Genomic DNA, 24,512 nt, shown 5'->3' with positions numbered 1-24,512 from the left:
TGAGGAATATGAATAAAGTTATTTTAGTTGGCCGTTTAGCAAATAGTCCATATAAAGGCATAACTGCCTCAAACGTGGAGTATTCGCGATTTACTTTAGTGGTAAAGCGTCCATATATAACCCCTAATAACGAACCGATTTTAGATTTTATCCCATGTTTAGCTTGAAGAACAAATGCACAATTTGTTAATAAATATCACGATAAAGGCTCATTGCTTTTAATCGAGGGATCATTTCAATCATCAAGAATTACTAGTCCTGATGGTCAAATTAGTAATTCATATGTTATTAGTGTCGATCGCGTTGAATCGCTAGAAAGTAAAGAAGCTGCTGAAGCTCGTAAGAAAAATAGTCATACTAAAGAATTTACCATTCCCACTGAAACTAAATTTATCAAGGAAGAGAATCATAGTCCAACTGAATCACAAGAAGATGCTTTTGATCAGTTAGATTGAGATTTTTAGGAGAAAATTATGGCAAGAATTGTTCGCAAAAAACCTTTTATTCGTAAACGCCCATGTCAATTTTGTTTAAGTAAACAACCTGTTACTTATGTTGATTATAAAAATGAAGAAGTGGTATCAAAATTAGTTAATTTACAAGGAAAAATTTTATCATCTCGTATTACCGGAACATGCTCGAAACACCAAAGAGCAGTTGCCCTAGCAATTAAGAGAGCAAGATATGTGGCTATTTTACCATATGTTGGCCCAATGAAACGTGACCCAAAAGATAATAGAAAAGAAGAAGCTAAAAAAGCTGAAACAGTATAAAATTTAATACTGAATTTATAAAATCAAAAATAAAAGTGCGCTTGCACTTTTTTTAATATAAAATTAGACTTGTAGGAGAACTATGAAAGAAAAGAATATGCAAACTAGTAAATATAAAAAAATAATTATCGGACAAATTATAAGTAATTTTTTAGCTATTTCCATGTTTATTTTTTTAATTGTTGGATTAGTATTATGGGCACTATTTATAAATAATTTACAGGCTAAATATAGCACTAATACTTCAAAAATTTTAGCAAACACCGAAATTCTTGATTCTGGTGATGCTAGTCATTTGAATAGCTTGAATTTTATTTTAATTTCCTCATTAATTTTATATTTGATATTTTTACTAATTAGCATAGTGTTCAACATTTTTATTGCTACATTTTCTTATAAATTCAATTGAAAATTTGCTTTTATTTTTTCTTTAGGATCAATTTTTTTAACACGTATTTTAGGAATTGTAGCTGCTATTATTTTCTATAGAAATGAAAAAAATAATTTAAATAAGCAAGAAGAGTAAAAATTATTTTGCTTATTTTTTTTATTAAAAAAGAAAAGATTTTTTTGAAAATATTTTTCGCAATTAATCTCCTTAAAATAACTATTAATTTATAATATTAAGTTATGAAATCAAACCTAGCCAACGCAATTCGTCCTGACAATTTAGATAATTTTATTTGTGATGAAAATTTACGATTTTTATTTGAAAGCATTATTGAAAAAAATGATTTTCGATCATTTATTTTTTATGGTAAACCAGGAACTGGTAAAACTACTATTTCATATATTTTAGCAAAGGGTTTAAAAGTTTCATTTGAATATTTTAATGCTGCGGTTGGCAATAAAGATGAATTAATTTATAAACTTAAAACTAATAAAATTCTAATTATTGATGAAATTCATCGACTAAATAAAGATAAACAAGACATTTTGCTACCCTATTTAGAAAATGATTTAATCACAATATATGCCACTACAACAGAAAATCCTTATTTCAAACTTAATCCAGCTTTACGTTCTAGGGCATCAATTATCGAGTTTAAAAAACCAACAATAACTACATTAATTGAAAATTTAAAAAAAATTGCTCAAAATCTAGACAATATGCCAAAATTATCTAACGAAATTTATAAATTTATTGCCGAACAAGCTAATGGAGATTTTCGAGTAGCCATTAATAACCTGGAATTAATTTTTACAATTTTTGCTAAAAGACCTGCGACTTTAGCCGAGATAAAGAAAATTATCCCGGCAACCCAATTTGCTTCTGATAGTAAATCCGATAATCACTATGATTATTTAAGTGCATTTCATAAATCACTGCGTGGATCTGATCCGGATGGCGCACTTTATTGGGGTATGATTATTATTAAATCAGGAGATTTTGATGGATTATTTCGAAGACTAATGTGCGCAACATATGAAGATGTTGGACTTGCTAATCCAAAACTTGGTCCGCAAGTTATGGCTGCAATTGATGCTTTTGAAAGATTAGGAATGCCTGAAGGTTATTTGCCGCTTTCTAATGCTATAATTAATATTGCTATTAGTCCCAAATCTAATTCTACATATTTGGCCGTCAAAAAAATTGCCTCCGCGCTTGACGAAGGCAAAATTTACGAAGTACCAAACCATTTGAAGGATGCTAATTATGCATCGGCAAAAAAACTAGGGCGCGGCATTGACTATCAATATCCGCACGATTTTAAACATCATTATGTTAAGCAAACATATTTACCAAATGAATTAGTAAAGACAAAATTCTTTGAATTTCAGGACAATGGATATGAAGAAAAAATTAAAAATTATTGAAATTCAATTAAAAATAATACAAAGGGGTAAATCATGAAATTTGATTTAGATAAAATTAAAAATATTGAGGATTTAAAAATCATAAAAAATCAATTTAATAAGTCTGAAGAACTTATGAATTTAATTCAAAAATTAAAAATTGCCGAACCATCGGAAAAAGCTGAAATTGGTAAAGCAATTAAAAAATTAAAAGAAGATGCTGAAAACTTTTTTGAACTGGCAAAAGAAAAAATTAATAATTTAGAAATTGAAAAGAATTTAGAAAAAGAATTCGAAGATTTTGCAACCCCTATTAATTTTGAAGGGGCAATTCATCCAATCAACATTATTAGTCAACGTTTTCGCGATTGATTAGTAGCAAACGGCTATTTTGAATCGCAAGGCAATGAAATGGAAAGTGATGAATATAATTTTGAGCGATTAAATATTCCACAATCGCATCCTGCTAGAGATATGCAAGATTCTTTATATCTTGAAAAAAATTTACTACTTAGAACTCATAATACCGGAATTAGTGCGAGAATGCTTGAAAAACACGCTAATAAAGAATTTTCTCAATTTTCAATTGGTAAGGTTTATCGCAACGACGAAGAAGATCATAGTCACACTCATCAATTTACTCAGTTGGATTTAGTTAGTGTGGGTCATCATTCATTTGGTACTTTAATTTATACATTAAAATCATTACTTTCATATGTTTTAGAAGAAGAACTAGAAATTCGCCTTCGCCCATCGTATTTTCCATTCACCGAACCTAGTGTTGAAGTTGATATCTTTTTTAACAATCGATGAATTGAGGTTCTTGGTGCCGGTATTGTGCATGAGAATGTTCTTAAAATGGCTGGCTATTCAAATGATATGACCGCTATTGCCGCTGGAATTGGTATAGAAAGAATAGCAATGATCAAATATGGCATTGAAGATATTCGTGAATTTTATATTAATGATAAAAGATTTTTAAAACAATTTAAATAAGAGAGGAAAAAAATGTTATTTTCATATAAAACACTATGCAGACTAGCTAATTTGGAAAATGTTTCAATTGAAAAAGTTGTTTCAGCAATTAATTCAATTGGATTTGAAGTTGAGGAATATCACAAATTTGCTGATGTTGAGGGTATTAAATTATGTCATGTCATAAAAGCATATAAAAATCCTAATGCTGACCGTCTAACAGTTTGTGAAATTGAATTTGCAGATGGCAGTCATTCAATAATTCAAACTACAGCAACCAATATGAAAGACGGTGATTATGTGATGGCTTTTGTGCCTGGATCACGTTCAAAAGGACAAGTTTTTTCAGCTAGGACTATGCAAGGCATTGTTTCTGAAGGGATGTTTGTTGGTTTATCAGAGCTTGGATTTCAAGAAGAACAATTACCTGAAGAGCATAAAAGCGGTATTTTTCAAGTAGGCAAAATTGATCTAAATATTAATCCGATTGAATATTTTGATTTGAACGATTATTTAATAGATGTATCAATTTTATCTAATCGTTATGATTCAGCTTGTTATTTAGTTTTTGCTCGCGAATTAGCCGCTTATTTTAATACTAGTCTAAAAGAAATTCCTAAACCAAAACCTGTATTAAAATCATCATTACATGTTGGCGAATTAAACGAAACTAATTCATTTATATTAGTTGAGGCCAACGCAAAAAATTTTGAATTAGATATTCGCGAAAAAATCTTATTGTGAAAACATGGAATTAAAACTTTTAATAATGCAATTGATTTAAGTAACTTAGTTTTATTATATACTGGTGTTCCTTGTCATGTTTATGATAAAAATAAATTAAAAAGCAATATTTTTTCAACGAAATTTTCGTCAGAAAATGTCAATATTCTAGGTAATCATCAAGTCAAACTAGATAATAATTTAGTAGTTAAAAATGGCAACGATACAGTAGCAATTGCAGCAACAATAGGTATCCATGAATTCGAATATGATAAGAACTCTTCTCAAGCCATTTTTGAACTAGCTTCATTTAATTTAAAAGAAGTTCGAAAAAATGCAAAACAACTTAAAATAGAAACTAATTCATCAAATCGAGCAAGTCGTGAAATTGCGAGTGGAGCTCTTTCTATGGCATATGATTTTTTATGTCAATATCTAGATGAATACTCTGAACAAATTAATGCTCCTAAAATTCGCAAAAAAACCATTTTGTTAGATAAAAGTTATATTAATAAATTAGCAGGTTTTAACATTACCAAAACCAAGAAATATGAAGAAGTTATTTCAAAATTAGAAACTTTAGATTTTAAATTTAAATCTGACCGTTCTGCACTTAGTTTTCCAATTTATCGATATGATCTTAATACGATTCAGGACTTTGTTGAAGAATTGTTTCGTTTTTACGGATATGAAAATTTCACAATTAAAGTTCCGAAAGTTATAAATACTTATGTTAATAATAATGTTGAAAGCCATTTTAATTATTTTATGGCTTCAAAAGAGTATTTAAATGTCAAAACATACACTTTAATAAACCCTGAGGAAAATATTTTTAATCCCTTTAATTTCGAAAATGCTTATAATGCTGAAGCTTCAAAAAATTATAATCACTCTCAAATTCGTTTTTCATTAATTAGCAGTTTACTTAACTGTATAGTTCATAACCAAAAACAAGGTATGCCAAAAAGTTCGTTTTTTGAAATCGCGATGATTCATAATCAAATGAATGTTTTAGGAATTGTCAGCGATAAAAAAACTTTTTCTGAAATTAAAAAAGATGTTATTTCTTTAACTAATGAGCAATTAATTTTCAAAAATAGTAATAATCCAATTTTTAATCCACATGTTTCAACTGAAATTTATTATCAAGATAAGATGATAGGATATATTGCTAAACTTCATCCAAAATTTAATCATGCTAATTTAATTTTTGCCGAAATTATGTTGGATAAAATTACTAATTTACCAATTAAATACAAAAAATATAAACATACTCCATTAAAATCACGTGATTTAACTATTAATTTAGCACCAAAAGAAAGTCTAAATGAAATATTGGAAAAAATTAATGCTTTAAAAGGAATTCACTCTGTCGAAATTAAAGACACATATTTTAAAGAAGACGGTTTTAAAAATATTACTATTACAATTATTTTAGAAGAATGAGCAACGAAGAAATTTGACACAGATTTTAATAAATAAATTTATTTTAGATAAATATATAATATATCAATTAACTTTTCTCGTTTTTTTCTCAAATTTCATTTTAATAGCTAAATTATTACTAAACTAATAGCTAGGAGAGATATGAACAAAAATAATAATTTAGATTTAAAAGAAGAAAAAAAGATTTTAGAAGAAACACTTAAAGCGATTGAAAAAAGATTTGGTCATGAGGCTATTATGATTTTAGGCGATAAACCAAACATATGCCCAGAGACCTTTAGTAGTGGTTCTTTATCCATTGACAATGCTTTAGGAATTGGCGGATGACCTAAAGGAAGAATTATTGAAATATTTGGCCCTGAAAGTAGTGGTAAAACAACAATAGCTTTGCATGCCATTGCTGAAGTTCAAAAAGAAGGTGGAATTGCTGCATTTATTGACGCTGAGCATTCAATTGATCCAATTTATGCTCGAAACTTAGGAGTCAATATTAATAATTTAATTCTTTCACAGCCAGATTCTGGAGAGCAAGCACTGGAAATTGTTGATAGTTTAACAAAATCAGGGATTATTGATTTAATAATTGTTGACTCAGTTGCGGCATTAGTTCCTGAAGTTGAATTAAATGGTGAAATGCGTGATCAGACAATTGGGGCTCAAGCTCGTTTAATGTCAAAAGCACTAAGAAAAATTACTGGTTCACTTTCAAAAAATAAAACAACGATTATATTTATAAATCAAATTCGTGAAAAAATTGGAGTAATCTTTGGTAATCCGGAAACAACATCGGGCGGAAAAGCTTTAAAATTTTATTCTTCAATTCGTTTAGAAGCGAGAAAAGTACAAAATGTTACAAATAATGGCAACATTTATGGTAATCAAGTAAAATGTAAAGTTGTTAAAAATAAACTTTCAGCTCCATATAAAATTGCCCAAATTGAAATTGTATTTTCAAAAGGAATATCAAAAATTGCTGAAGTTATTAATTTTGCTGAACAATTAGAAATTATTAGCAAAAAAGGTTCTTGATATAGTTATGAAGGTGAAAATATTGCTCAAGGAATTAATAATCTTGAAATATTTTTAGAAAATAACAAAGAAATATATGAAAAAATTTATAACCAAATATTAGAAAAAAATAGACAATAATTTTTTACATTATTTTATTTTTTTTATTATCGTATAATTTAACATATGAAAAAAGACTATCTCAATATATTATTTTTAGGCGATATTTTTGGATTACCAGGAATTAGATTTGTGGAATCTGAATTAAAAAAAATAATAAAAAAATATGAAATCGATTTTGTCATAGCACAGGCTGAGAACGTTTCCGGAAGAAAAGGTTTTGTGCCAAAAGATTATCGCAGACTTAAAAGGGCAGGAATTAATGCCTTTACCTTAGGAAACCATGTATGAGCAAAAGAACAAATAAATGAAATCATCAATAAAAATGAGTTAATTAGACCAATTAATGTTGATAGTGGATATCCTGGTAGTGGCATAAGATTTTTTGACATTCAGGGAAATAAAGTAGCAATAATGTCATTTATGGGAATTTCTTTTAATCCATTACTAGAACCATGAAAACAGCAATCAGCAAATAATTTTTTTGATAAATTTGATGAAGTTTTCGAAAAATCCAAGGCTGATTATTTTATTATTGATTTTCATGCCGAAACAACATCAGAAAAATCCGTTTTCTCATTGTATGTTGATGGTAAAGTTGACGCGATTTTAGGAACCCACACTCATGTTCAAACTAACGACGCACATTTGCTACCCAATGGAACATATTTTGTAACGGATGTTGGAATGTGCGGACCTCGCGATTCTGCGATTGGATCAAATTATCAAGAAATTTATGAAAAAATGCGTTTCAATGCTTTTTCTTCGTTTAAAGTATCAAAAAATAAATCTCAAATTAATGGTGTATTTTTTAGGTTAACTAAAAACAAAGATCAAAAACACATAGAGTTAATAAATATTCAGGAGCCATAATGAAAAGTGAAGACAACAACGAAAAAAATATTAATTATGATAAAGTCAATTTTTTACTAAAAAACTATGAAAGAAGAGTAAAAATAATTACTTATATTTATCAGTTCGAACTATTTAACAAAAAAATTTCTTGCGAAGAGATTTTTAAAAATAATGATCTAGATAAGTGAGAAGTGGCGACTCTTGAATTAATAGAACAAAAATATGATACATTTATTAAAATTGCTAATAAATTTATTGATAAAAATTGAGAATGGCAACGAATATTGCCATTGACTAGAGCAATTATTATTTTTGGTGAATATGAATTACTTTCGAAGGATTCAAAAATTGTAATTAATGAAATGGTTAACATTGCAAAAATTTTTATACCTAATGATGATTATAAATTCATTAATAAGATTTTAGATTTAATTTCAAAACAAGTTTTTAATAAATAATATGAAAAAAACAATTTTAGAAATTTTAGTTTCAAAAAATAAAATTGCACAAAAAGAGGCCGAATTTCTAATCCGAGAAGGTAAGGTTATTGTCAATGGTGATAAAATCCTTTTACCGACATTAAAATTTGACGAAAATAAAATTGAAATTATTATTAAGAATTTTAAAAAGGAATATGTTTCGAGAGGGGCATATAAGCTTTTAGCAGCTATTGATCAATTTTCTTTAGATATTACTAATAAAATATGCGTTGATATTGGTTCGTCAACTGGTGGCTTCGTTGATGTACTTTTAAAATGTCATGCTAAAAAAGTTTATGCAATTGATTCAGGGACAAATCAATTGGATTATTCTTTGAGAATTAATCCGAATGTTTCTGTACATGAAAAAACCAATTTAAAAAATCTTGAAAAATCAATGTTTGATGAAATTATTGATTTTATTACATGCGATGTTTCTTTTATTTCTTTAAAGCATGTTTTTTTAGTGTGCAAAAATCTTTTGGAAAAAAATAAATACATTATGGCATTGATAAAACCACAATTTGAAGCAAGCAGTAAGTATGTTGAAGTTGGCGGATTAGTTAAAGTAGAGCATCACGAATATATTGTCAATAAGGTAATCAATTACGCAAAAGAAAATGATTTTGTATTAGAACGTATTGCTCAAAGTCCAATTTTAGGTGAAAAATCTAAAAATATTGAATACATAAGTTTGTTTAGAAAGGTCTAGAATATGATTAATTATAAAAAACAATTTCCAATGTTCAAAAATAATCCAAATATGGTTTATTTTGATAATTCAGCGTTAACTTTTAAACCTAAAAGTGTTATTCAGGCCGGCTTAGATTTTTATGAAAAATTCTCAGTTTCAACACGTACTGCAGATTCGAATTTAGGAATTAAAATGTCAAAAGAAATTTTTGAATGTCGAAAATTAATTGGCGATTTTGTTGATGCTGCTCCAAATGAAGTAATTTTTAGTTCTGGAACAACCGAAAGCCTTAATTTGGCTGCGGCAATGATAGCAAATATAGTTGATGATGGTGAAATTATTTTATCTTATTACAACCATAGTTCAAATATCGTACCATTTTTAGAAAATTTTAAAAACAAAAATATTAAAATCAAATATTGTGAAACATCAGATGAAATTTTAAAAGCAATTAATTCTAAAACTAAAATTGTGGCGCTTTCGCAATCAAATAATACTTTTAATGTTGGTTATAATTTAAAAGCAATTTATAAAGCTTGTCAAAAACATCATACTATCTTAATTAATGATGCTGCTCAAGCGATTTCTCATGAAAAGGTATCATTAAAAAATTCAGATATTATTGCTTTTTCAGCCAATAAATTATTTGGTCCAACTGGGATGGGAGCATTAGTTATTAAAAGGGATTTGCTTGATAAACTTCAGCCTAAAAAATGGGGCGGAGGACAAGTCCAAGATATTAATGACGATTTTATTTGAACAGCAAAAAATGATATTTCCAAATTCGAACCAGGAACTGCTAATTTCGCTGGTATATTTCAATTCAAAGCTGCTATTGAATATATGAATAAATTGACATATTCTAAGATTAATCGAATCGAAACTGATTTAGCAAATTATTTGTATGAGCAATTGCTGAAAGTTAAAAATATTAAAATAGCATCTAATAAGGGTGATAGAATTGTTCTTTTCAACATTCAAAATACTCCCTCTCAGGATGTGGCATCTTACTTGGGACATCAAGATATTTACGTTAGATCTGGTGTCTTTTGTGCTCATCGCTTTAAGGTTTTATCACATCATGACTCTTCCTATGTTAGAGTATCTATTTCGATATATAATGACCGCGATGATATTGATAAATTAGTCTTGGCTTTAAATAAAGTGGGTGATCATCTTGAGTTCTTATAGTAATGTTGAAAAGCAAAAAATTGTTTTTGATGCTTATTTAAATCCCAAACGAAAGAAAGACGGGATTAAAATTAATAGTAAAACTATTATTGAAAATTCAAATATATGTGTTGATAACTTAAAAATTAATTTAGTCTTTAAACGTGACGTTTTAACTTCAGCTGAATATGAAGCCATCGGTTGTTCAATATTTTTGGCAAGCATTGAGCTGATGCTAGAAGAACTAATGAACAAAAGCAAGGAAGAGATAAGAAATATCATTGATGCTTATTTTGAAATGATAAATAATTCCAGATTAGATCAAAACAAAAGTTCAGTAGTAAATAAATTAGCAGTTTTAGAAAATGTTAAAAAACATCTTAATCGTTTAGAATGTGCATCAATTATTTATCGTGCAATTTTAAGGTCGTTGTAGTGAATAGGGTTATTTTGCATATTGATATGGATACATTTTTTGTAAGCTGCGAAAGAGCAATACAACCGCAACTAAATTCTAAAGCAATAGTAATTGCTAATGGGTCAAAAAGATCAATTATTAGTGCGATGTCCAACGAAGTCAAACAAATGGGTTTTAAAGTAGGAGACCCATTTTATTCAGTTAAGGAAAAAATTGATGATATTGTGGTTCTACGGCCAAATTACCAGCTTTATTCTTTAACATCAAAACGTATTTTTGAATATATTGCCAAGCACTTTAGTAATAAAATTGAAATTTATTCAATTGATGAATGTTATATTGATTGTACTGAACTTTTGATTAAAAGAAATATTAGTGCTAAAGAATTTGCTAAGGAGATTCAAAGCAAATTACTAAGAGATCTCAAAATTCCTTGCTCTATTGGTATTTCATATACAAAATTTCTAGCAAAAATGTCAACTAATAAAGCAAAACCTTTTGGAATTCTAGAAACAAAAAAATCAGATATCCCAAATTTTTTCTTTCCTTTAAAGGTAGAAAAAATTTTTGGTATTGGCAAAAAAATTTCTCAAAGTCTACGACGTGCCGGTATTGACAGTTATGAAAATTTAGTCAATTTTAAAAATGATTTGTTATTGCGAAAAATTTTTGGAAAAAATTATTATTCATTTATTAAAACATTAAAAGGTGAAAATGAAGGACATGATCATGTTTTAATTGAACATATTAAGGGAATTAGTAATTCACTTACATTTATGGAAGTTGATTCTAATGACCGTGATTTTTTAAAAAAGGAACTTTTTAAATTAAGTTATAATATTGCTAGGCGGGCCCAGGATAAAAATCTTGAAGGTAATATTATTACAATAAGTATAAGAAACACCAATAGAATTTGAAAAATTAAGCAACACAAAATTTCATTTTACACAAACGATAATGAAATTATTTATGATGTTTGTTGCAAATTGTTTGATGACTTTTGGGATGAAAATTGAGTTAGAGGATTAGGAATTAGAATTAGTAATCTTCGTTCAGTTTTTAGTGTTGGTAATATTGACTTATTTTCCAAAAATGAGAATAATAAAATTGGTAATTTAATTAGTAATATAAATTATGAATTAGGAAATAAAAAACTAAAGACTGCTAATCAATTATTGAAAGAAACAAAGAATGATATTAACAATATTAAATTTTTAAGAAAAAATGTTTTTAGTGGCGACAATGAAATTAATATAGAGGAGAAAAAACATGAAAATAGGAATTCTTGGAGGAAGCTTTAATCCAGTGCATAAAGGACATATTTTAGTGGCAGAGGATGCTATTAAAATGCTAAATTTAGATAAATTGTATTTTGTTCCTAACAATAAAAACCCCTTTAAAAAGGCAAGAGATTATGCGGATAATCAACATCGTATTAATATGTTAAAACTTGTAATTAAAGACAAAATGGAAATTTCTGAATTTGAAACAAATCGTGGTGGTAATTCTTATACGATTGATACTGTTAAATATTTTGCCAAAAAATTTCCTAATGCTGAATTGTATTTATTAATAGGTTCGGACAATGTGAATAAATTAAATAAATGAAAAGACATTGATCAAATTTCTAATTTGGTTAAAATTTGTGTTTTTAATCGAAATACAAATTATTCTAAACTTAACATTAAAAAATATCAATGTATGAAATTAAATAATGAATTTCATGATTTTTCATCAACTAATTATCGTAAGGGTAATCTTTGACAAGTGGAGAATGAAGTACAAAAATATATTGGTAAAAATTTTTTATATTTTGATGAAATTGCCAAAAACAATCTATCAATTGAAAGATATAAACATTTAGCCTTTACTGCCGAATTTGCTGCAACATTAGCCAAAGAAAATAATTTTCCTATTCGTTTGGCATACCAAGCCGGTTATATGCATGATATTACTAAAGAATGAGATTTAAATACTAGCTGAAGTTTTTTAGCAAAATACGGGTTTAATGAGGGTAATTTACCAAGTTATAAAATTCATCAGACAACTGCTTACTTTTGATTAAGGGATTACTATCAATATGCCAATGAGTTAGTATTAAATGCAATTAAAATTCACACTTCATTAGCCATGGAATTAAATTTATTAGATAAAATCCTATTTGTGGCTGACAAAATTTGTTTAGGAAGAAAATGAGCTGGTGTTCAAAAACTTCGTAACCAAGCATTTATCGATTTTGAAGAAGGATTTAGGGCGGTCGTTAGAGCTAATAATCAATGAAATCAGGAAAAAAATGTCGATTTTACCCCTGAACAAGTTGAAATTAATCGTAAATGAAGTTAATTTATAAAATATCTTATTTAATTCGCATATATTATTAAATTTATATTATAATAGATATGCTTTTATTAGCACAAAGAAGATTCATTTCTCACCTAAGTGATTTTTTGCTGGGTTGCTACAATAAAAAAAGATATTTGTAGTTATGGGGAAGTGGATATACCACTTTTTTATTTATTTTAAGGAGGAAATTATTACTAGCAATAACAATAGTAATGAGAAATTTGCAAGCTCTCATACTCGTAGACCAAAATCAGAACACATACTTAACAATGCTATTCCATATGATAAGGTATTTTTATTAGGTGTGGATGGTGAAAAAATTGGCGTTTTGTCAAAAAAAGAGGCTTTAGCTAAAGCTGCCGAGAATAATATGGATTTGGTGTTAATTGACATCAAAAATAATAAACCAATTGTCAGAATCTTAGATTATGGTAAATTTAAGTATGATAAAAAGAAAAAACAGAAAGCAGCCAAAGAAAAACAAGCCGTAATTATTAATCGTGAAATTCGCTTAACTCCATTAATCGGTGATCATGATTTAGTTACAAAGGCTAAAAAAACTAGAGAGTTTATTTTAGATGGAAATCGAGTAAAAGTTTCAATTAAATTCCGTGGCCGTGAACGGGCAAGAACAGAATTAGGTGAAGAAATTTTGACTAAATTTTATGCGATGCTTGAAGATATTGCAAAAATTTCAAAAGAAGCAACGTTAGTAAATGAGAAATTTTTAGATATGTATCTTGAGAAAGATAAGAAAAAAGTCGAAGCATTATCTAAAAATGAACAACCTTCAAAAGAACAAGGAGAATAACATATGCCAAAAATGAAAACCAAAAGCGGTTTGAAAAAACGTATTAAAATTACTGCAAATGGTAAAGTAAAACGTGGAAATGCATTTAGATCACATTTAGCACAGAACAAAAGCACAAAACAAAAACGTCAAGCTCGTAAATCATCAATGTTATCTAACTCAGATTTCAAAAGATATAAAGAATTAATTTAAAAATTATAAAAATTAGGAAAGGATAACTTATGCGTACAAGAGGCGGAGTAGTAACAAGAAGAAGACGTGCTAAATGAATAAAATTAGCAAAAGGCTATTGAGGACATAAATCAATTGGTTATAGAGTTGCTAAACAAGCTGTTGTTAAATCATGAACATATGCTTTTAGAGACAGAAAACAATTGAAACGTGAATTTAGAAAGTTATGAATTGCACGTATCAATGCAGCGGCTAGACCAATGGGAATTACCTACTCAAGATTAATTGAGGGTCTAAAAGAAGCTAATATTCAAATTAACAGAAAAATGCTTTCAGAACTTGCGATTAATTACCCAACTTCATTTGTTCAAATTATTGATAAAGCCAAAACTGCTCTATCATCAAAACAATAATAATGAAAATCACAGAGTCATAATGATATGTGATTTTTTATTATTCTAAACATGAAAATAATTAAAATTAAAATAATTTGTCAATTATTTTTAGTAAAAAAATTAGTAAAATTAAATTAAAATCAAAATTAAAAAGGAAGATTATGAACAAAAAAGAATTAGCGCAAGAAATTTGAAATGCAGCAAACGAAATGCGCTCTAAAATCGAAAATAATGACTACAAAGATTTAATTACCGGCCTAGTTTTTTATAAATATTTATCTCAAAAAGAAATTAACTACATCAAAGAAACCGAAGATCTTCAATCCGAAGAAGAAATTAAAAGTTGATTAAACGATGATGACTGTCAAAAATCTTTCATTGAACAAGAAGGATATTTTATTAAATACGATGATTTATTCTCAAAATGATCTGATAAATCAAAAAATATTGAAATTTCACAAATTATTCAAGCAATTAGAGACTTTGAAAATTCAATTCCAGAAAAATTTAAACATATATACAATGAAATTTTTAAAGATTTACAAATTGTTATTAACGATAAAATTAGAGGTAGTACTTTAAAAGAGAAAGCCTCATTTATTGAAAAGGTTATCGAAATTGTCAATAAAATTCCAATTGATAAACAAGATGGTTATGACATTTTAGGTTTTATTTATGAATATTTAATCGGAATGTTTGCAGCTGATGCAGGTAAAAAAGGTGGTGAATTTTATACTCCCCATGAAGTATCTGAATTAATGTCAGAAATTGTTGCTTATCATTTGAAAGATGATAAATCAATTAAAATATATGACCCAACATCAGGATCTGGCGGACTATTAATTAACATTGGTAAGGCGGCCGCCAAATATATTAAAAATATTAATGAAATTTCATATTATGCTCAAGATTTAAATTCTAATGCTTATAACTTAACGAAAATGAATTTAATTATCCGTGGAATTAAACCACAAAATATTTCCGTAAGAAATGCCGATACATTAGAAAATGATTGACCAATTGATAATGGTGATCCATTACGTTTGGATGTTGTAGTCTCAAATCCGCCTTATTCTTTAAATTGAAAACCAGAAGGTCACGACAATGATTCTCGTTATAAAGAATATGGTTTAGCCCCAAAATCTAAAGCTGATTATGCATTTTTATTGCATGATTTATATCATCTAAAACCAAATGGAATTATGGCAATTGTTTTACCTAACGGTGTTTTATTTAGAGGAAATAGTGAAGCTATAATTCGTAGAAAATTAGTGGAAAAGTTGAAAATTGATACCATTATTGGTCTTCCAAGTAATATTTTCTTTGGGACCGGAATTCCGACGATTATTATGATTTTAAAAAATAATCGTCAAGACAAAGATATTCTTTTTGTTGATGCTTCAAAATGCTATACTAAGGATGGAAATAAAAACAAACTACGTGAACAAGACATTAAGAAAATTTTTGATGCTGTAATTAATCGTCAAAATATTGAAAAATTTTCAAAAAAAGTTAGCCTTGATGAAATAGAAAAAAATGACTTTAATCTAAACATTTCACGCTACGTTGATTCATCAGAAGATCCTGAAAATTGAGATATTAACGCACTAATGAATGGTGGCATTCCCGAATATGAAATTAATAATTTAAATTTATATTGAAATCTTTTTCCAAATTTAGAAAAAAAGCTTTTCAAAAAGATTACTAATAATAAATACGAATGTTTATCAAAATCAATTTATGATGATGTTAAAAATGATGAAGAAATAATTAACTTTATTAATGATTATAAAAATAAATTTAATTTAATTAAAACAAATTTAGAAATAAATGTTATTGATAAATTTTTTGCAAATAATTTTTCAATTGATATGCATGGCGAATTTGAAAAAATTAGTAATCAAATTTTTGAACAATTTGAGAATATTAGTATTGTTGACAAATATAATGCATATCAAATTCTATATAATAATTGAAACAAAATCCTTCTAGATATGGATTTAATTTCTAAAGATATTTCATCAATTATTGAAATTGACTTAGAAACTAACCAAAAAAATAAAAAAGGCATTAGTAATTATAAATATTCTATTATTCCAGCTCAAATAATAAAAAATAGGTTTTTTTCAAAAGAGTTACAAGATATTGAAAGAGACAATGAAACTTTAGAAGATAATCAACAAAAAATTCAAGAAATAATAGAGTCTTTAGATGAAGAACAAATTAGTTCCCTTGAAGAAATTGCTGGCGGTGAGTTTATTAACGATAAGAGCAATAGTTTTAAAAAAGATGCGTTTAAAAAATTGATTAAAAATCTAAATAAAATTGATGATCAAGAGCTTCAAAAGACTTTAAAAAATACAAATAATTTGCTAGATCAAAACATTAAATTAAATGATAATATAAAGAAACTAAGTGCTTCTCTAGAAAACGAATGTGTTAAAAAACTTAAAAGTTTAAATCAACAAGAAATTAAAGAATTATTATCAATTAAGTGAATATCACCAATTATTGATGAAATTATTGATCTCGTTAATTCTGAAATTGATAATTTGATTAATAAAATTGAATATATCTTAGAAAAATATGAAATGAGTTACGCTGAAATCGAGCAAAAAATTCATGAAAATGAAATTAGTTTAGCAAAAATGCTTGATGAGCTTGAAGGCCCTGAAAGTGATATTTTAGGGCTTCAAGAGCTTAAAAAAATTTTGGGAGGAGAGTAAGTGTCAAAAAATGATAAAAATACGCCCATAATTCGCTTTAAAGGATTTTCAGATGCTTGGGAACAGAAAAAGGTTGCGCAAAAAACCAAAATTTATAATGGACTAGTATATTCATTAGATGAAATTAATAAAAATGGAATTAGGGTTTTAAGATCATCCAATATAGTTAATGGAAAATTTAAAAAATTTGCTAATGATATATTTGTTAAAAAAAACTATTTTAATGTGGAAAAAGTGGAGGATGGTGATATTCTCATAACATCTGCAAACGGTTCTAGTAATCTAGTGGGGAAACACTGCATAATATATAATATAGAAAATGAAAATATGGTACATGGCGGATTTATGCTTTTAATGAAAAGCAATTTTCCACATTTTATGAATTCATATTTAGATTCACAATGATATAAAAAATTTATTAATTCAAATGTTATGGGAGGTAATGGAGCAATTGGTAATTTAAAAAAAATTGATCTAGAAAATTACTATACTTTTTTTACCTCCACATCAGAGGAAAATAAGATTAATGAATATTATAAATATTTTGATAACCTTATATCTCTTCATCAGCGTAAGTAAAATATAAAAAAATATAAACATTTTTAAATAATTAAAGTTTCAAAAAATAAAAATTATTATTTATACTTTTGATTAAAAAAATAAAAAGCCAAAATTTGGCTATTTTAATTTAATTTTATTCAATATTAAAACTAAAAATTAGATAAACATTTTATTTAAAAGAGCTTTTTTTATGTTTTCCAGCTTTTTAAGTTTACGCTGATGAAGGGATATAAGATTGTTCACGTTTGAAAATAAATTTCCAACATAAATTTGTTCATCATATTTTGGAAAATTTATATTTAATTTCAAAAATGAAGACTTAGACATATTAAATCTAGAAATTCCTTGAGCCAAATCACTAATTTCTTTTCTCAATTTTGAAGACCTAAATAAAAATCCAATAAAGATAGAATCATTTATTTTTTTGTTAAATCTATATCCAAAGCAAAAACTATTAAGATATAAATTATTTTCATCACCAAGATAAACAGATGACATTCCTATATCATGTGGTGTTTCAGATGAAATAGTAAATAAAATATCTCCATTTTTTACTAAATTTTGTGTTTTATCAATGCTAATTTTTCCATGCATCCTCAAATCAATAAATTCGTTGTTTAAAACATTTAAATATGTTATAAATTTAGCATCTCCTCTATTAAAATCAAATTTTGTTTTATTTGATAATCCTGAGTAAGTTTTTCCCTCGTCAATTAATTTTTTCTGTTCCCAAGCGTCAACAAATCCTTTAAAGCGAATTTCAGGCTTTATTTCATTATTTTTGGGAAAAATTTTATTTAATAATGCTTTTTTTATGTTTTCCAATAGTGTTAACTTACGCTGATGAAGAGATATAAGGTTATCAAAATATTTATAATATTCATTAATCTTATTTTCCTCTGATGTGGAGGTAAAAAAAGTATAGTAATTTTCTAGATCAATTTTTTTTAAATTACCAATTGCTCCATTACCTCCCATAACATTTGAATTAATAAATTTTTTATATCATTGTGAATCTAAATATGAATTCATAAAATGTGGAAAATTGCTTTTCATTAAAAGCATAAATCCGCCATGTACCATATTTTCATTTTCTATATTATATATTATGCAGTGTTTCCCCACTAGATTACTAGAACCGTTTGCAGATGTTATGAGAATATCACCATCCTCCACTTTTTCCACATTAAAATAGTTTTTTTTAACAAATATATCATTAGCAAATTTTTTAAATTTTCCATTAACTATATTGGATGATCTTAAAACCCTAATTCCATTTTTATTAATTTCATCTAATGAATATACTAGTCCATTATAAATTTTGGTTTTTTGCGCAACCTTTTTCTGTTCCCAAGCGTAAAAAGTTAAGTTGTAAATTTTTTATGAAAAGAAGTGTAAGTCATTTATTTTAAAATTTTTAAGATCTATTTTTTTACACTGATGAAGGGATATAAGGTTGTTTGTTGTATCCAATAATTTTATAATTTTTAATATTTCATCATTACATTTCGGATAATTAACAAACATTGAAGCTATCATTTCAAATCTTAAAGAATCAACCGTTGCCTTTGCAGACTTTTTTATGACCTGATTGTAGAAATTTTGAATCATGTAGTAATATATAAATTTCGCATTCAAATTATTAAAGTTATATATTTTATAACATCTTTGATGTAAATTAAATTTACCTTTTATATAATGAAATACTTTCCCTATTGCTCCTTCACCTATTGTGATTATTGCTTCTTCATCATATAAAAATTCATCACTTCTTAGTGGAATGGGAGATCTTACAAAAAAAGGATATTTTCCATTTTCCTTAGCATCCTGAGTATTACTTTTTCCTGTTGATATGCAAGATAAATCTCCTATCTTTTTCTGTTCCCAAGCATTAGTAAAAGAAATTATTTATTCTAATGATGAGAGAAAGTAAAGTAATAATACAAGAAAATATTTCTATTTACTAAGGTTAATTGTGTTATTTAGCCATGATTAGTAAAATAATATATTAGTATAGTAGAATTATTAGATATATAACTTTTGTTAATTTAGGAGATGATGATATGAATAATAGAAAATTTAAAGATGAAAGCGAATTTGAAGAGTATATTATAAACGCATTAATTAAACACGGATGAAGTAGTGAAGTTTTAAATTATCCAAATGAAGCAGAGCTGATTAAGAACTGGAGAAATATTATTAATCAAAGCAATGTTGATATAATAAAAGATGAAAAATTAACTGATAATGAAATGAACCAAATTATGGATAAAGTAATATCAATTAATTCTCCATACTTTGCTAACAAACTAATTAATGATGAATCTATTCAATTGAGACGCGATAGCGGAGAAACTGTTTATTTAAAAATCTTTAAAAGATCAGATGCTGCTGTGGGTTCTAGCGTTTATCAAATTGCACGGCAAGTGTATTTGCATGATAATAAAAAACGAGCAGATATTGTTTTATTAATTAATGGATTGCCCGTTATTTTCATTGAGCTCAAAAATCATTATCACAATGTTATGGAAGCGGTTAATCAAATTCAAGATTATTCAGTTAGAAATAAACTTAATGGAATTTTTAATCTTATTCAATTTTTCGTGGCTATGACTCCTGAAGAGACACTATATTTTATTAATCCCGGTAAAGAACCGAATGCTTTCAATCAAAGATTTTATTTTCATTGAGCTAATTTTGATAATGTTCCAGTTAATGATTACGATGAAATTATTAAAAATTTTCTATCTATCCCAACAGCCCATCAATTCATTGCTTTTTATATCGTAGCTGAATCAAATGTTATGGGAGGTGGCGATGCTAAAATTATGCGAAGTTACCAGTATTTTGCTGCCGATAAAATCGTTCAAGTTGTTTCAAAACATGAATGAGCCGTGTTTGAAAATAATGAAAAAGGTGGATTTATTTCACATACTACCGGATCTGGTAAGACTATGACTAGTTTTAAGGCCGCTGAATTAATTTCTCATAATTTAAATGTAGATAAAGTAATTTTTGTTGTTGATAGAGTGGTTTTGGCTTCGCAAAGTTATAAATCATACAATAATTTTTCTCAAGATAATGAAGGTGTTGAAAAAGTCGATAATTATAATGAACTAAAACAAAAAATTCTTGACAGTAGTAAAAATAGTCGTTTAATAATAAGTTCAATTCATAAATTAAGTAAAATGGCTAAAGAAATGTCAGATGAAGAGTATGAAAAGAAATTTAAAAAATTAAATATTGTTTTCATCGTTGATGAAGCCCATCGTTCCACTTTTGGAGATATGATGATTGAGATTAAATCCAAATTTAAAAAAGGTTTATTCTTTGGATTTACTGGAACTCCAATTTATGAAGCGAATAATCGGGGTGGAATTAAAACTTCAGATATTTTTGGTAATGAACTTCACAAGTATACAATTGCTGATGGAATTCGTGATAAAAATGTTTTAGGTTTCGATATTTATGGTGTACACACTTTTGATGAGAAAAATGAAATCATGAAAAGAACAGGCTATGAAGAGTGAAGCGAAAAATATAATAATTACTATTCAAAAATTTTAAATTTTGATCCGATTGATATTGAAAATTTGCTTGAAAATGAACATTATGAAAATTCTGAGCATAGAAACGCAGTTGTGGACAATATTGCTAAAAATTTTGAAAAATATAGTAGAAATCGTAAATTTCATGCTATTTTGGCTACATCAAGTAAATATGAGGCAATTGAATATTACAAGATTTTTAAAGAAAAATACGCTCATAAATATAATGTCACTGCGGTTTTTGATAAATCATTTAATGATTCTAAAGGAAATAAGGACTATGAACAAGAAAATATGTTTAAAAAGATTTTATCTGATTACTCGAAAATGTTTAAAACAACTGAATATGATTTAGATAATTATCATTTATTTAAAAGTGATTTATCACAGCGATTAGCTCATAAATTTCCATATGAATACATTGAAAATAAAAAAGATGAGCAAATTGATATTTTAATTGTTGTTAACCAGATGTTAACTGGTTATGATTCGAAATGACTTAATACTCTTTATTTAGATAAAATTTTAGAAGGTCCACTATTAATACAAGCTTTTTCAAGAACTAATCGTCTCTTTGATAAAGATAAACCATTCGGAATTGTTAAATGATATCGTAAAGTAGCTACAATGCATAAAAATGTTGACGACGCCGTTAAACTTTATTCTTCTAAAAATAATCAACTAAAATTATTTGTTGACAAATTACCAGAAAATATTAAAAAGATTAATGATATCTATAAAAAAATTGAAGATCTATATTCATCTGAAAATATTAATATCACTGAACCATTGCAAGACCAAGTAAATATAACAAAATTTACAAAACTTTATAACGATTTAATGAAAACAATTACTGCGGCCAAAATTCAGGGATTGGATTTTGACAAAGATTCTTATTATTTTGCTCTTGACGATGAAAATAATTTTGAGATAATTAGTCAAGAACAAGCATTAGAATTTGGAGAAGAACGAATTGAGGAAGTTAATTTGTTGCCTAACAAAAATTCATTACAAATTTTTCAAAATCAATATCGCGATATAGTTGAACAAGTAAAGCAAGATATTGACAATGATTGTATACCAATGGAAATTCATATCAATCCAGATTTAGTTGATGAAGATCTTGGAAAAATTGATTACAAATACATTAATTACCTATTTCAAAATAAAAAATTTGATGACCTTGAAAAAACAATTGCGTCTATGAGTCGCGAAGATCAAAAATATGCAAAGGAAATTATTAATGAAGTAAAAAATAGTGATTACACAGATTTAATTCTTACTCAAGAAATAGAACGAAGAAAAAATCAAACTAAAGAGAACTATATAAATAAATTAATAGAAAATTTTCCTAGTTTAAATTTTGATAAACTTGAAATTATACTTAATAAACCAATTAGTGGTAGTTATGATATCAATAAAGATGGGGTACTTGATGAAATCATTAACATTCCCAAAGAAGAAATAAAAACATATTTTGATAATAATTCCATTAAATATCAAGATTTTAAAATTAAAACAATGTTTAAAGAGTTTATTAAAAAATTTGTGCTTAAACACACATTTGATATCGACAACTATAATTGGGAAATAAAAGATATTCAAGAAATTAATTAATAATAAGCTTACACGCTAAGTGGGCTTTTTTTGTTATTTTGACTCATAGACGATCTTAAATAACAAGGAGCAAAAAATGAAAAATAAAGAAAATGAAAATTTAATTTTTCATCAATATTTTAAAAATTGAATATCAATTTATAAAGAGGGTGGAGTACGAAAAGTTACTTATCAAAAATATTTAAATACTTATAAATGACTATTAAAAATAGTACCAAATTTGTATGTTCATGAAATTGACCGAGTAACATATCAAATGATTTTAAATCGCTATTCAAAAGAACATGAAAAACAAACCACCATGGATTTTCATCATCATCTAAAAGCAGTTATTTTAGATGCTTTAGATGACGGATTAATAAAAAAGGACCCTACAAGAAAAGCAATTATAAAAGGAAAAAATCCCGGAAATAAAAAAATAAAATTTTTAAATCAATTTCAACTCAAAACACTATTAAATAATCTTAAATTAGAAGGTCAAATTAATTGAGATTATTTAATTTGATTAGTTGCAAAAACTGGGCTTCGTTTTTCAGAAGCGCTTGCGTTAACAGCGGAAGATTTTGATTTTAGAAATCAAATTCTTAGAATTAATAAAACTTGAAATTATAAAGAACATTCTGGTTTTGCTGAAACGAAAAATTTATCGTCAAATCGTAAAATAAGAATTGATTGGCAAATTGTTGTTAAATTTTCAGAATTATTAAAAGAATTTCCAAAAAATAAACCAATTTTTGTTAATCAAAAAATTTACAATTCAACAATAAATAAACGTCTTGAAAGATTATGTGTTAAAAATAATATTCCTATAATCTCAATTCATGGATTAAGACACACTCACGCTTCATTACTTTTATTTGCTGGTGTTTCAACAGCAACTGTGGCCCAAAGACTTGGACATTCCGGAATTCATACCACTCAAAAAACTTATTTACACATTATTCAAGAAATGGAAAATAAAGATATTGATTTAATTATGAGAACCTTAGCAATTTTATAAACAATTTTAGTTAAAAACAAACCAAATGACTCTCCCTATTTATTTTATGGGGAGAGTTTTATTAGATTATTTAAAATGAATATATTCAAAATAATATATTTTATTGTTTTTTTACAAAATTATATTCAAAACTTAACATGGTTATAAAATTAAACTTATTCAATAAAGTAAGATAGGAATTAGTATGAACAAAAAAATTGCTAATGAGATAATTAGAGATGATCTCTTATCAAAAGATGTCGAAGATGAATCGAATTTTTTATATTCTTTTCCATCTCCCGAAAATCAAATAACAAATTTAAGAAATCCAAATTGAAAAGAAGAAAATTTGACAAATAAGTATGTAAAAATTTATTATGAAATAATTGATAAATTAAAAAATGAAACTGATTTTAAACATGTGGTGATGCCTTTTAATAAATTGCGGATAAAAAAATATGCCAAAAATTTTCTTGAATTCAAAACTAAAGTTTGATATTTTCAAAGGCATCATATTGATGAAATTAAAATATCAGGAGCAATTTTTAGAACACTAGAAGATTATAAATATGGCGAAGCAATTTTAGTTTCTATTGAAGAACATTTTTTCTTACATTATTTAATAGTTTTGGCCCAAACTACTTATCCGAATAATGGAATGTTAGTTCAGCTTTCTTGATCAGAAGATACAAACATAATTAATAATAAAAAAGAATATTGAGCCAAAATTGCAAAAAAATATTGCTTAAAATATGGTTTGGAATATGATAGTTCATTTTTAGATAAAATAACGGATTTATCAAAAATATTAGACCAAATATTCATGAAAATTAAAGATTTTGTAATTTAAAATCTTAAAAAAACCTAAAGTAATTAGGCCTTTTATTTAAAATTTTTTGAACA

Annotated in this window: 24 protein-coding genes; 22 read left to right on the top strand and 2 right to left on the bottom strand. The window is 26.6% G+C overall.

What is annotated here, in order from left to right:
• Positions 1 to 8 precede the first annotated feature (8 nt).
• From DA803_RS02195 to DA803_RS02105, 19 genes are all read left to right on the top strand, one after another.
• The gene (locus DA803_RS02195) at positions 9 to 464 is read left to right on the top strand and encodes a single-stranded DNA-binding protein (RefSeq protein WP_114190994.1); all 456 of its coding nucleotides are present in this window, start codon (positions 9 to 11) and stop codon (positions 462 to 464) included.
• A 9-nt stretch (positions 465 to 473) separates the two neighbouring features.
• Complete coding sequence (gene rpsR / locus DA803_RS02190; RefSeq protein ID WP_114190993.1) at positions 474 to 773, top strand: 30S ribosomal protein S18; 300 nt, start codon at positions 474 to 476, stop codon at positions 771 to 773.
• Between the two features lie 82 nt (positions 774 to 855).
• Positions 856 to 1,299, top strand: coding sequence for a hypothetical protein (locus tag DA803_RS02185; protein WP_114190992.1), 444 nt, complete (start codon positions 856 to 858; stop codon positions 1,297 to 1,299).
• 104 nt (positions 1,300 to 1,403) lie between these two features.
• A complete protein-coding gene (locus DA803_RS02180; protein ID WP_114190991.1) occupies positions 1,404 to 2,621 on the top strand; it encodes a replication-associated recombination protein A in 1,218 nt (405 codons plus the stop codon).
• Between the two features lie 3 nt (positions 2,622 to 2,624).
• Entirely contained in the window at positions 2,625 to 3,566 is a 942-nt protein-coding gene (locus tag DA803_RS02175; RefSeq protein ID WP_114190990.1) for a phenylalanine--tRNA ligase subunit alpha, read from the top strand.
• Between the two features lie 12 nt (positions 3,567 to 3,578).
• Positions 3,579 to 5,750, top strand: coding sequence for a phenylalanine--tRNA ligase subunit beta (locus DA803_RS02170; protein ID WP_114190989.1), 2,172 nt, complete (start codon positions 3,579 to 3,581; stop codon positions 5,748 to 5,750).
• A gap of 105 nt (positions 5,751 to 5,855) precedes the next feature.
• Positions 5,856 to 6,863: a recombinase RecA gene (gene recA, locus DA803_RS02165; protein WP_114190988.1), complete on the top strand. Its 1,008-nt coding sequence runs from the start codon at positions 5,856 to 5,858 to the stop codon at positions 6,861 to 6,863.
• Positions 6,864 to 6,908: 45 nt separating this feature from the next.
• The gene (locus tag DA803_RS02160) at positions 6,909 to 7,715 is read left to right on the top strand and encodes a TIGR00282 family metallophosphoesterase (RefSeq protein ID WP_114190987.1); all 807 of its coding nucleotides are present in this window, start codon (positions 6,909 to 6,911) and stop codon (positions 7,713 to 7,715) included.
• Positions 7,715 to 8,155: a transcription antitermination factor NusB gene (locus DA803_RS02155; protein ID WP_114190986.1), complete on the top strand. Its 441-nt coding sequence runs from the start codon at positions 7,715 to 7,717 to the stop codon at positions 8,153 to 8,155. The genes DA803_RS02160 and DA803_RS02155 overlap by 1 nt, the downstream gene beginning before the upstream one ends.
• 1 nt (position 8,156) lies before the next feature.
• Positions 8,157 to 8,888, top strand: coding sequence for a TlyA family RNA methyltransferase (locus DA803_RS02150; RefSeq protein WP_114190985.1), 732 nt, complete (start codon positions 8,157 to 8,159; stop codon positions 8,886 to 8,888).
• Between the two features lie 3 nt (positions 8,889 to 8,891).
• A complete protein-coding gene (locus tag DA803_RS02145) occupies positions 8,892 to 10,061 on the top strand; it encodes an aminotransferase class V-fold PLP-dependent enzyme (protein WP_211305577.1) in 1,170 nt (389 codons plus the stop codon).
• Entirely contained in the window at positions 10,039 to 10,476 is a 438-nt protein-coding gene (locus tag DA803_RS02140) for an iron-sulfur cluster assembly scaffold protein (RefSeq protein ID WP_241854559.1), read from the top strand. The genes DA803_RS02145 and DA803_RS02140 overlap by 23 nt, the downstream gene beginning before the upstream one ends.
• 26 nt (positions 10,477 to 10,502) lie before the next feature.
• Positions 10,503 to 11,759: a Y-family DNA polymerase gene (locus tag DA803_RS02135; protein WP_277869723.1), complete on the top strand. Its 1,257-nt coding sequence runs from the start codon at positions 10,503 to 10,505 to the stop codon at positions 11,757 to 11,759.
• Complete coding sequence (locus DA803_RS02130) at positions 11,728 to 12,801, top strand: nicotinate-nucleotide adenylyltransferase (RefSeq protein WP_114190982.1); 1,074 nt, start codon at positions 11,728 to 11,730, stop codon at positions 12,799 to 12,801. Before DA803_RS02135 ends, DA803_RS02130 begins: the two co-directional genes overlap by 32 nt.
• Positions 12,802 to 12,943: 142 nt before the next feature.
• Complete coding sequence (gene infC / locus DA803_RS02125; protein WP_241854558.1) at positions 12,944 to 13,612, top strand: translation initiation factor IF-3; 669 nt, start codon at positions 12,944 to 12,946, stop codon at positions 13,610 to 13,612.
• Positions 13,613 to 13,615: 3 nt separating this feature from the next.
• Positions 13,616 to 13,804 carry a 50S ribosomal protein L35 gene (gene rpmI, locus DA803_RS02120; protein WP_114190981.1) on the top strand — a complete coding sequence of 63 codons (189 nt, stop codon included), beginning with the start codon at positions 13,616 to 13,618 and terminating at the stop codon, positions 13,802 to 13,804.
• 29 nt (positions 13,805 to 13,833) lie between these two features.
• Positions 13,834 to 14,196 (top strand): 50S ribosomal protein L20, encoded by a 363-nt coding sequence (gene rplT, locus DA803_RS02115; protein ID WP_114190980.1) that lies wholly within the window; start codon positions 13,834 to 13,836, stop codon positions 14,194 to 14,196.
• 143 nt (positions 14,197 to 14,339) lie between these two features.
• The gene (locus tag DA803_RS02110; protein WP_114190979.1) at positions 14,340 to 16,904 is read left to right on the top strand and encodes a type I restriction-modification system subunit M; all 2,565 of its coding nucleotides are present in this window, start codon (positions 14,340 to 14,342) and stop codon (positions 16,902 to 16,904) included.
• On the top strand, positions 16,905 to 17,483 hold the full coding sequence (locus tag DA803_RS02105; RefSeq protein ID WP_114190978.1) for a restriction endonuclease subunit S domain-containing protein: 579 nt from the start codon (positions 16,905 to 16,907) through the stop codon (positions 17,481 to 17,483).
• Positions 17,484 to 17,621: 138 nt separating this feature from the next.
• Here the strand turns inward: DA803_RS02105 and DA803_RS02100 are convergent, their stop codons facing one another.
• Together DA803_RS02100 and DA803_RS06785 are read right to left on the bottom strand one after the other, a co-directional pair.
• Positions 17,622 to 18,650: a restriction endonuclease subunit S gene (locus tag DA803_RS02100; protein ID WP_145960823.1), complete on the bottom strand. Its 1,029-nt coding sequence runs from the start codon at positions 18,648 to 18,650 to the stop codon at positions 17,622 to 17,624.
• Between the two features lie 195 nt (positions 18,651 to 18,845).
• Complete coding sequence (locus DA803_RS06785) at positions 18,846 to 19,319, bottom strand: restriction endonuclease subunit S (RefSeq protein ID WP_371845397.1); 474 nt, start codon at positions 19,317 to 19,319, stop codon at positions 18,846 to 18,848.
• 209 nt (positions 19,320 to 19,528) lie between these two features.
• Here DA803_RS06785 and DA803_RS06395 point away from each other — a divergent pair, with 209 nt between their 5' ends.
• From DA803_RS06395 to DA803_RS06385, 3 genes are all read left to right on the top strand, one after another.
• Positions 19,529 to 22,630, top strand: coding sequence for a type I restriction endonuclease subunit R (locus DA803_RS06395; protein ID WP_114190975.1), 3,102 nt, complete (start codon positions 19,529 to 19,531; stop codon positions 22,628 to 22,630).
• A gap of 76 nt (positions 22,631 to 22,706) precedes the next feature.
• Positions 22,707 to 23,630 carry a site-specific integrase gene (locus tag DA803_RS06390; RefSeq protein ID WP_114190974.1) on the top strand — a complete coding sequence of 308 codons (924 nt, stop codon included), beginning with the start codon at positions 22,707 to 22,709 and terminating at the stop codon, positions 23,628 to 23,630.
• A gap of 184 nt (positions 23,631 to 23,814) precedes the next feature.
• Positions 23,815 to 24,459, top strand: a complete 645-nt coding sequence (locus DA803_RS06385; protein ID WP_211305576.1) for a hypothetical protein — start codon at positions 23,815 to 23,817, stop codon at positions 24,457 to 24,459.
• The last annotated feature ends 53 nt before the right edge of the window (positions 24,460 to 24,512 follow it).

This window comes from [Mycoplasma] phocae, assembly GCF_003332325.1.
Taxonomy (GTDB): domain Bacteria; phylum Bacillota_I; class Bacilli_A; order Mycoplasmatales; family Metamycoplasmataceae; genus Metamycoplasma; species Metamycoplasma phocae.
The sequence above is the reverse complement of the archived record's forward strand: the minus strand, read 5'-3'. Positions and strand labels throughout refer to the sequence as shown.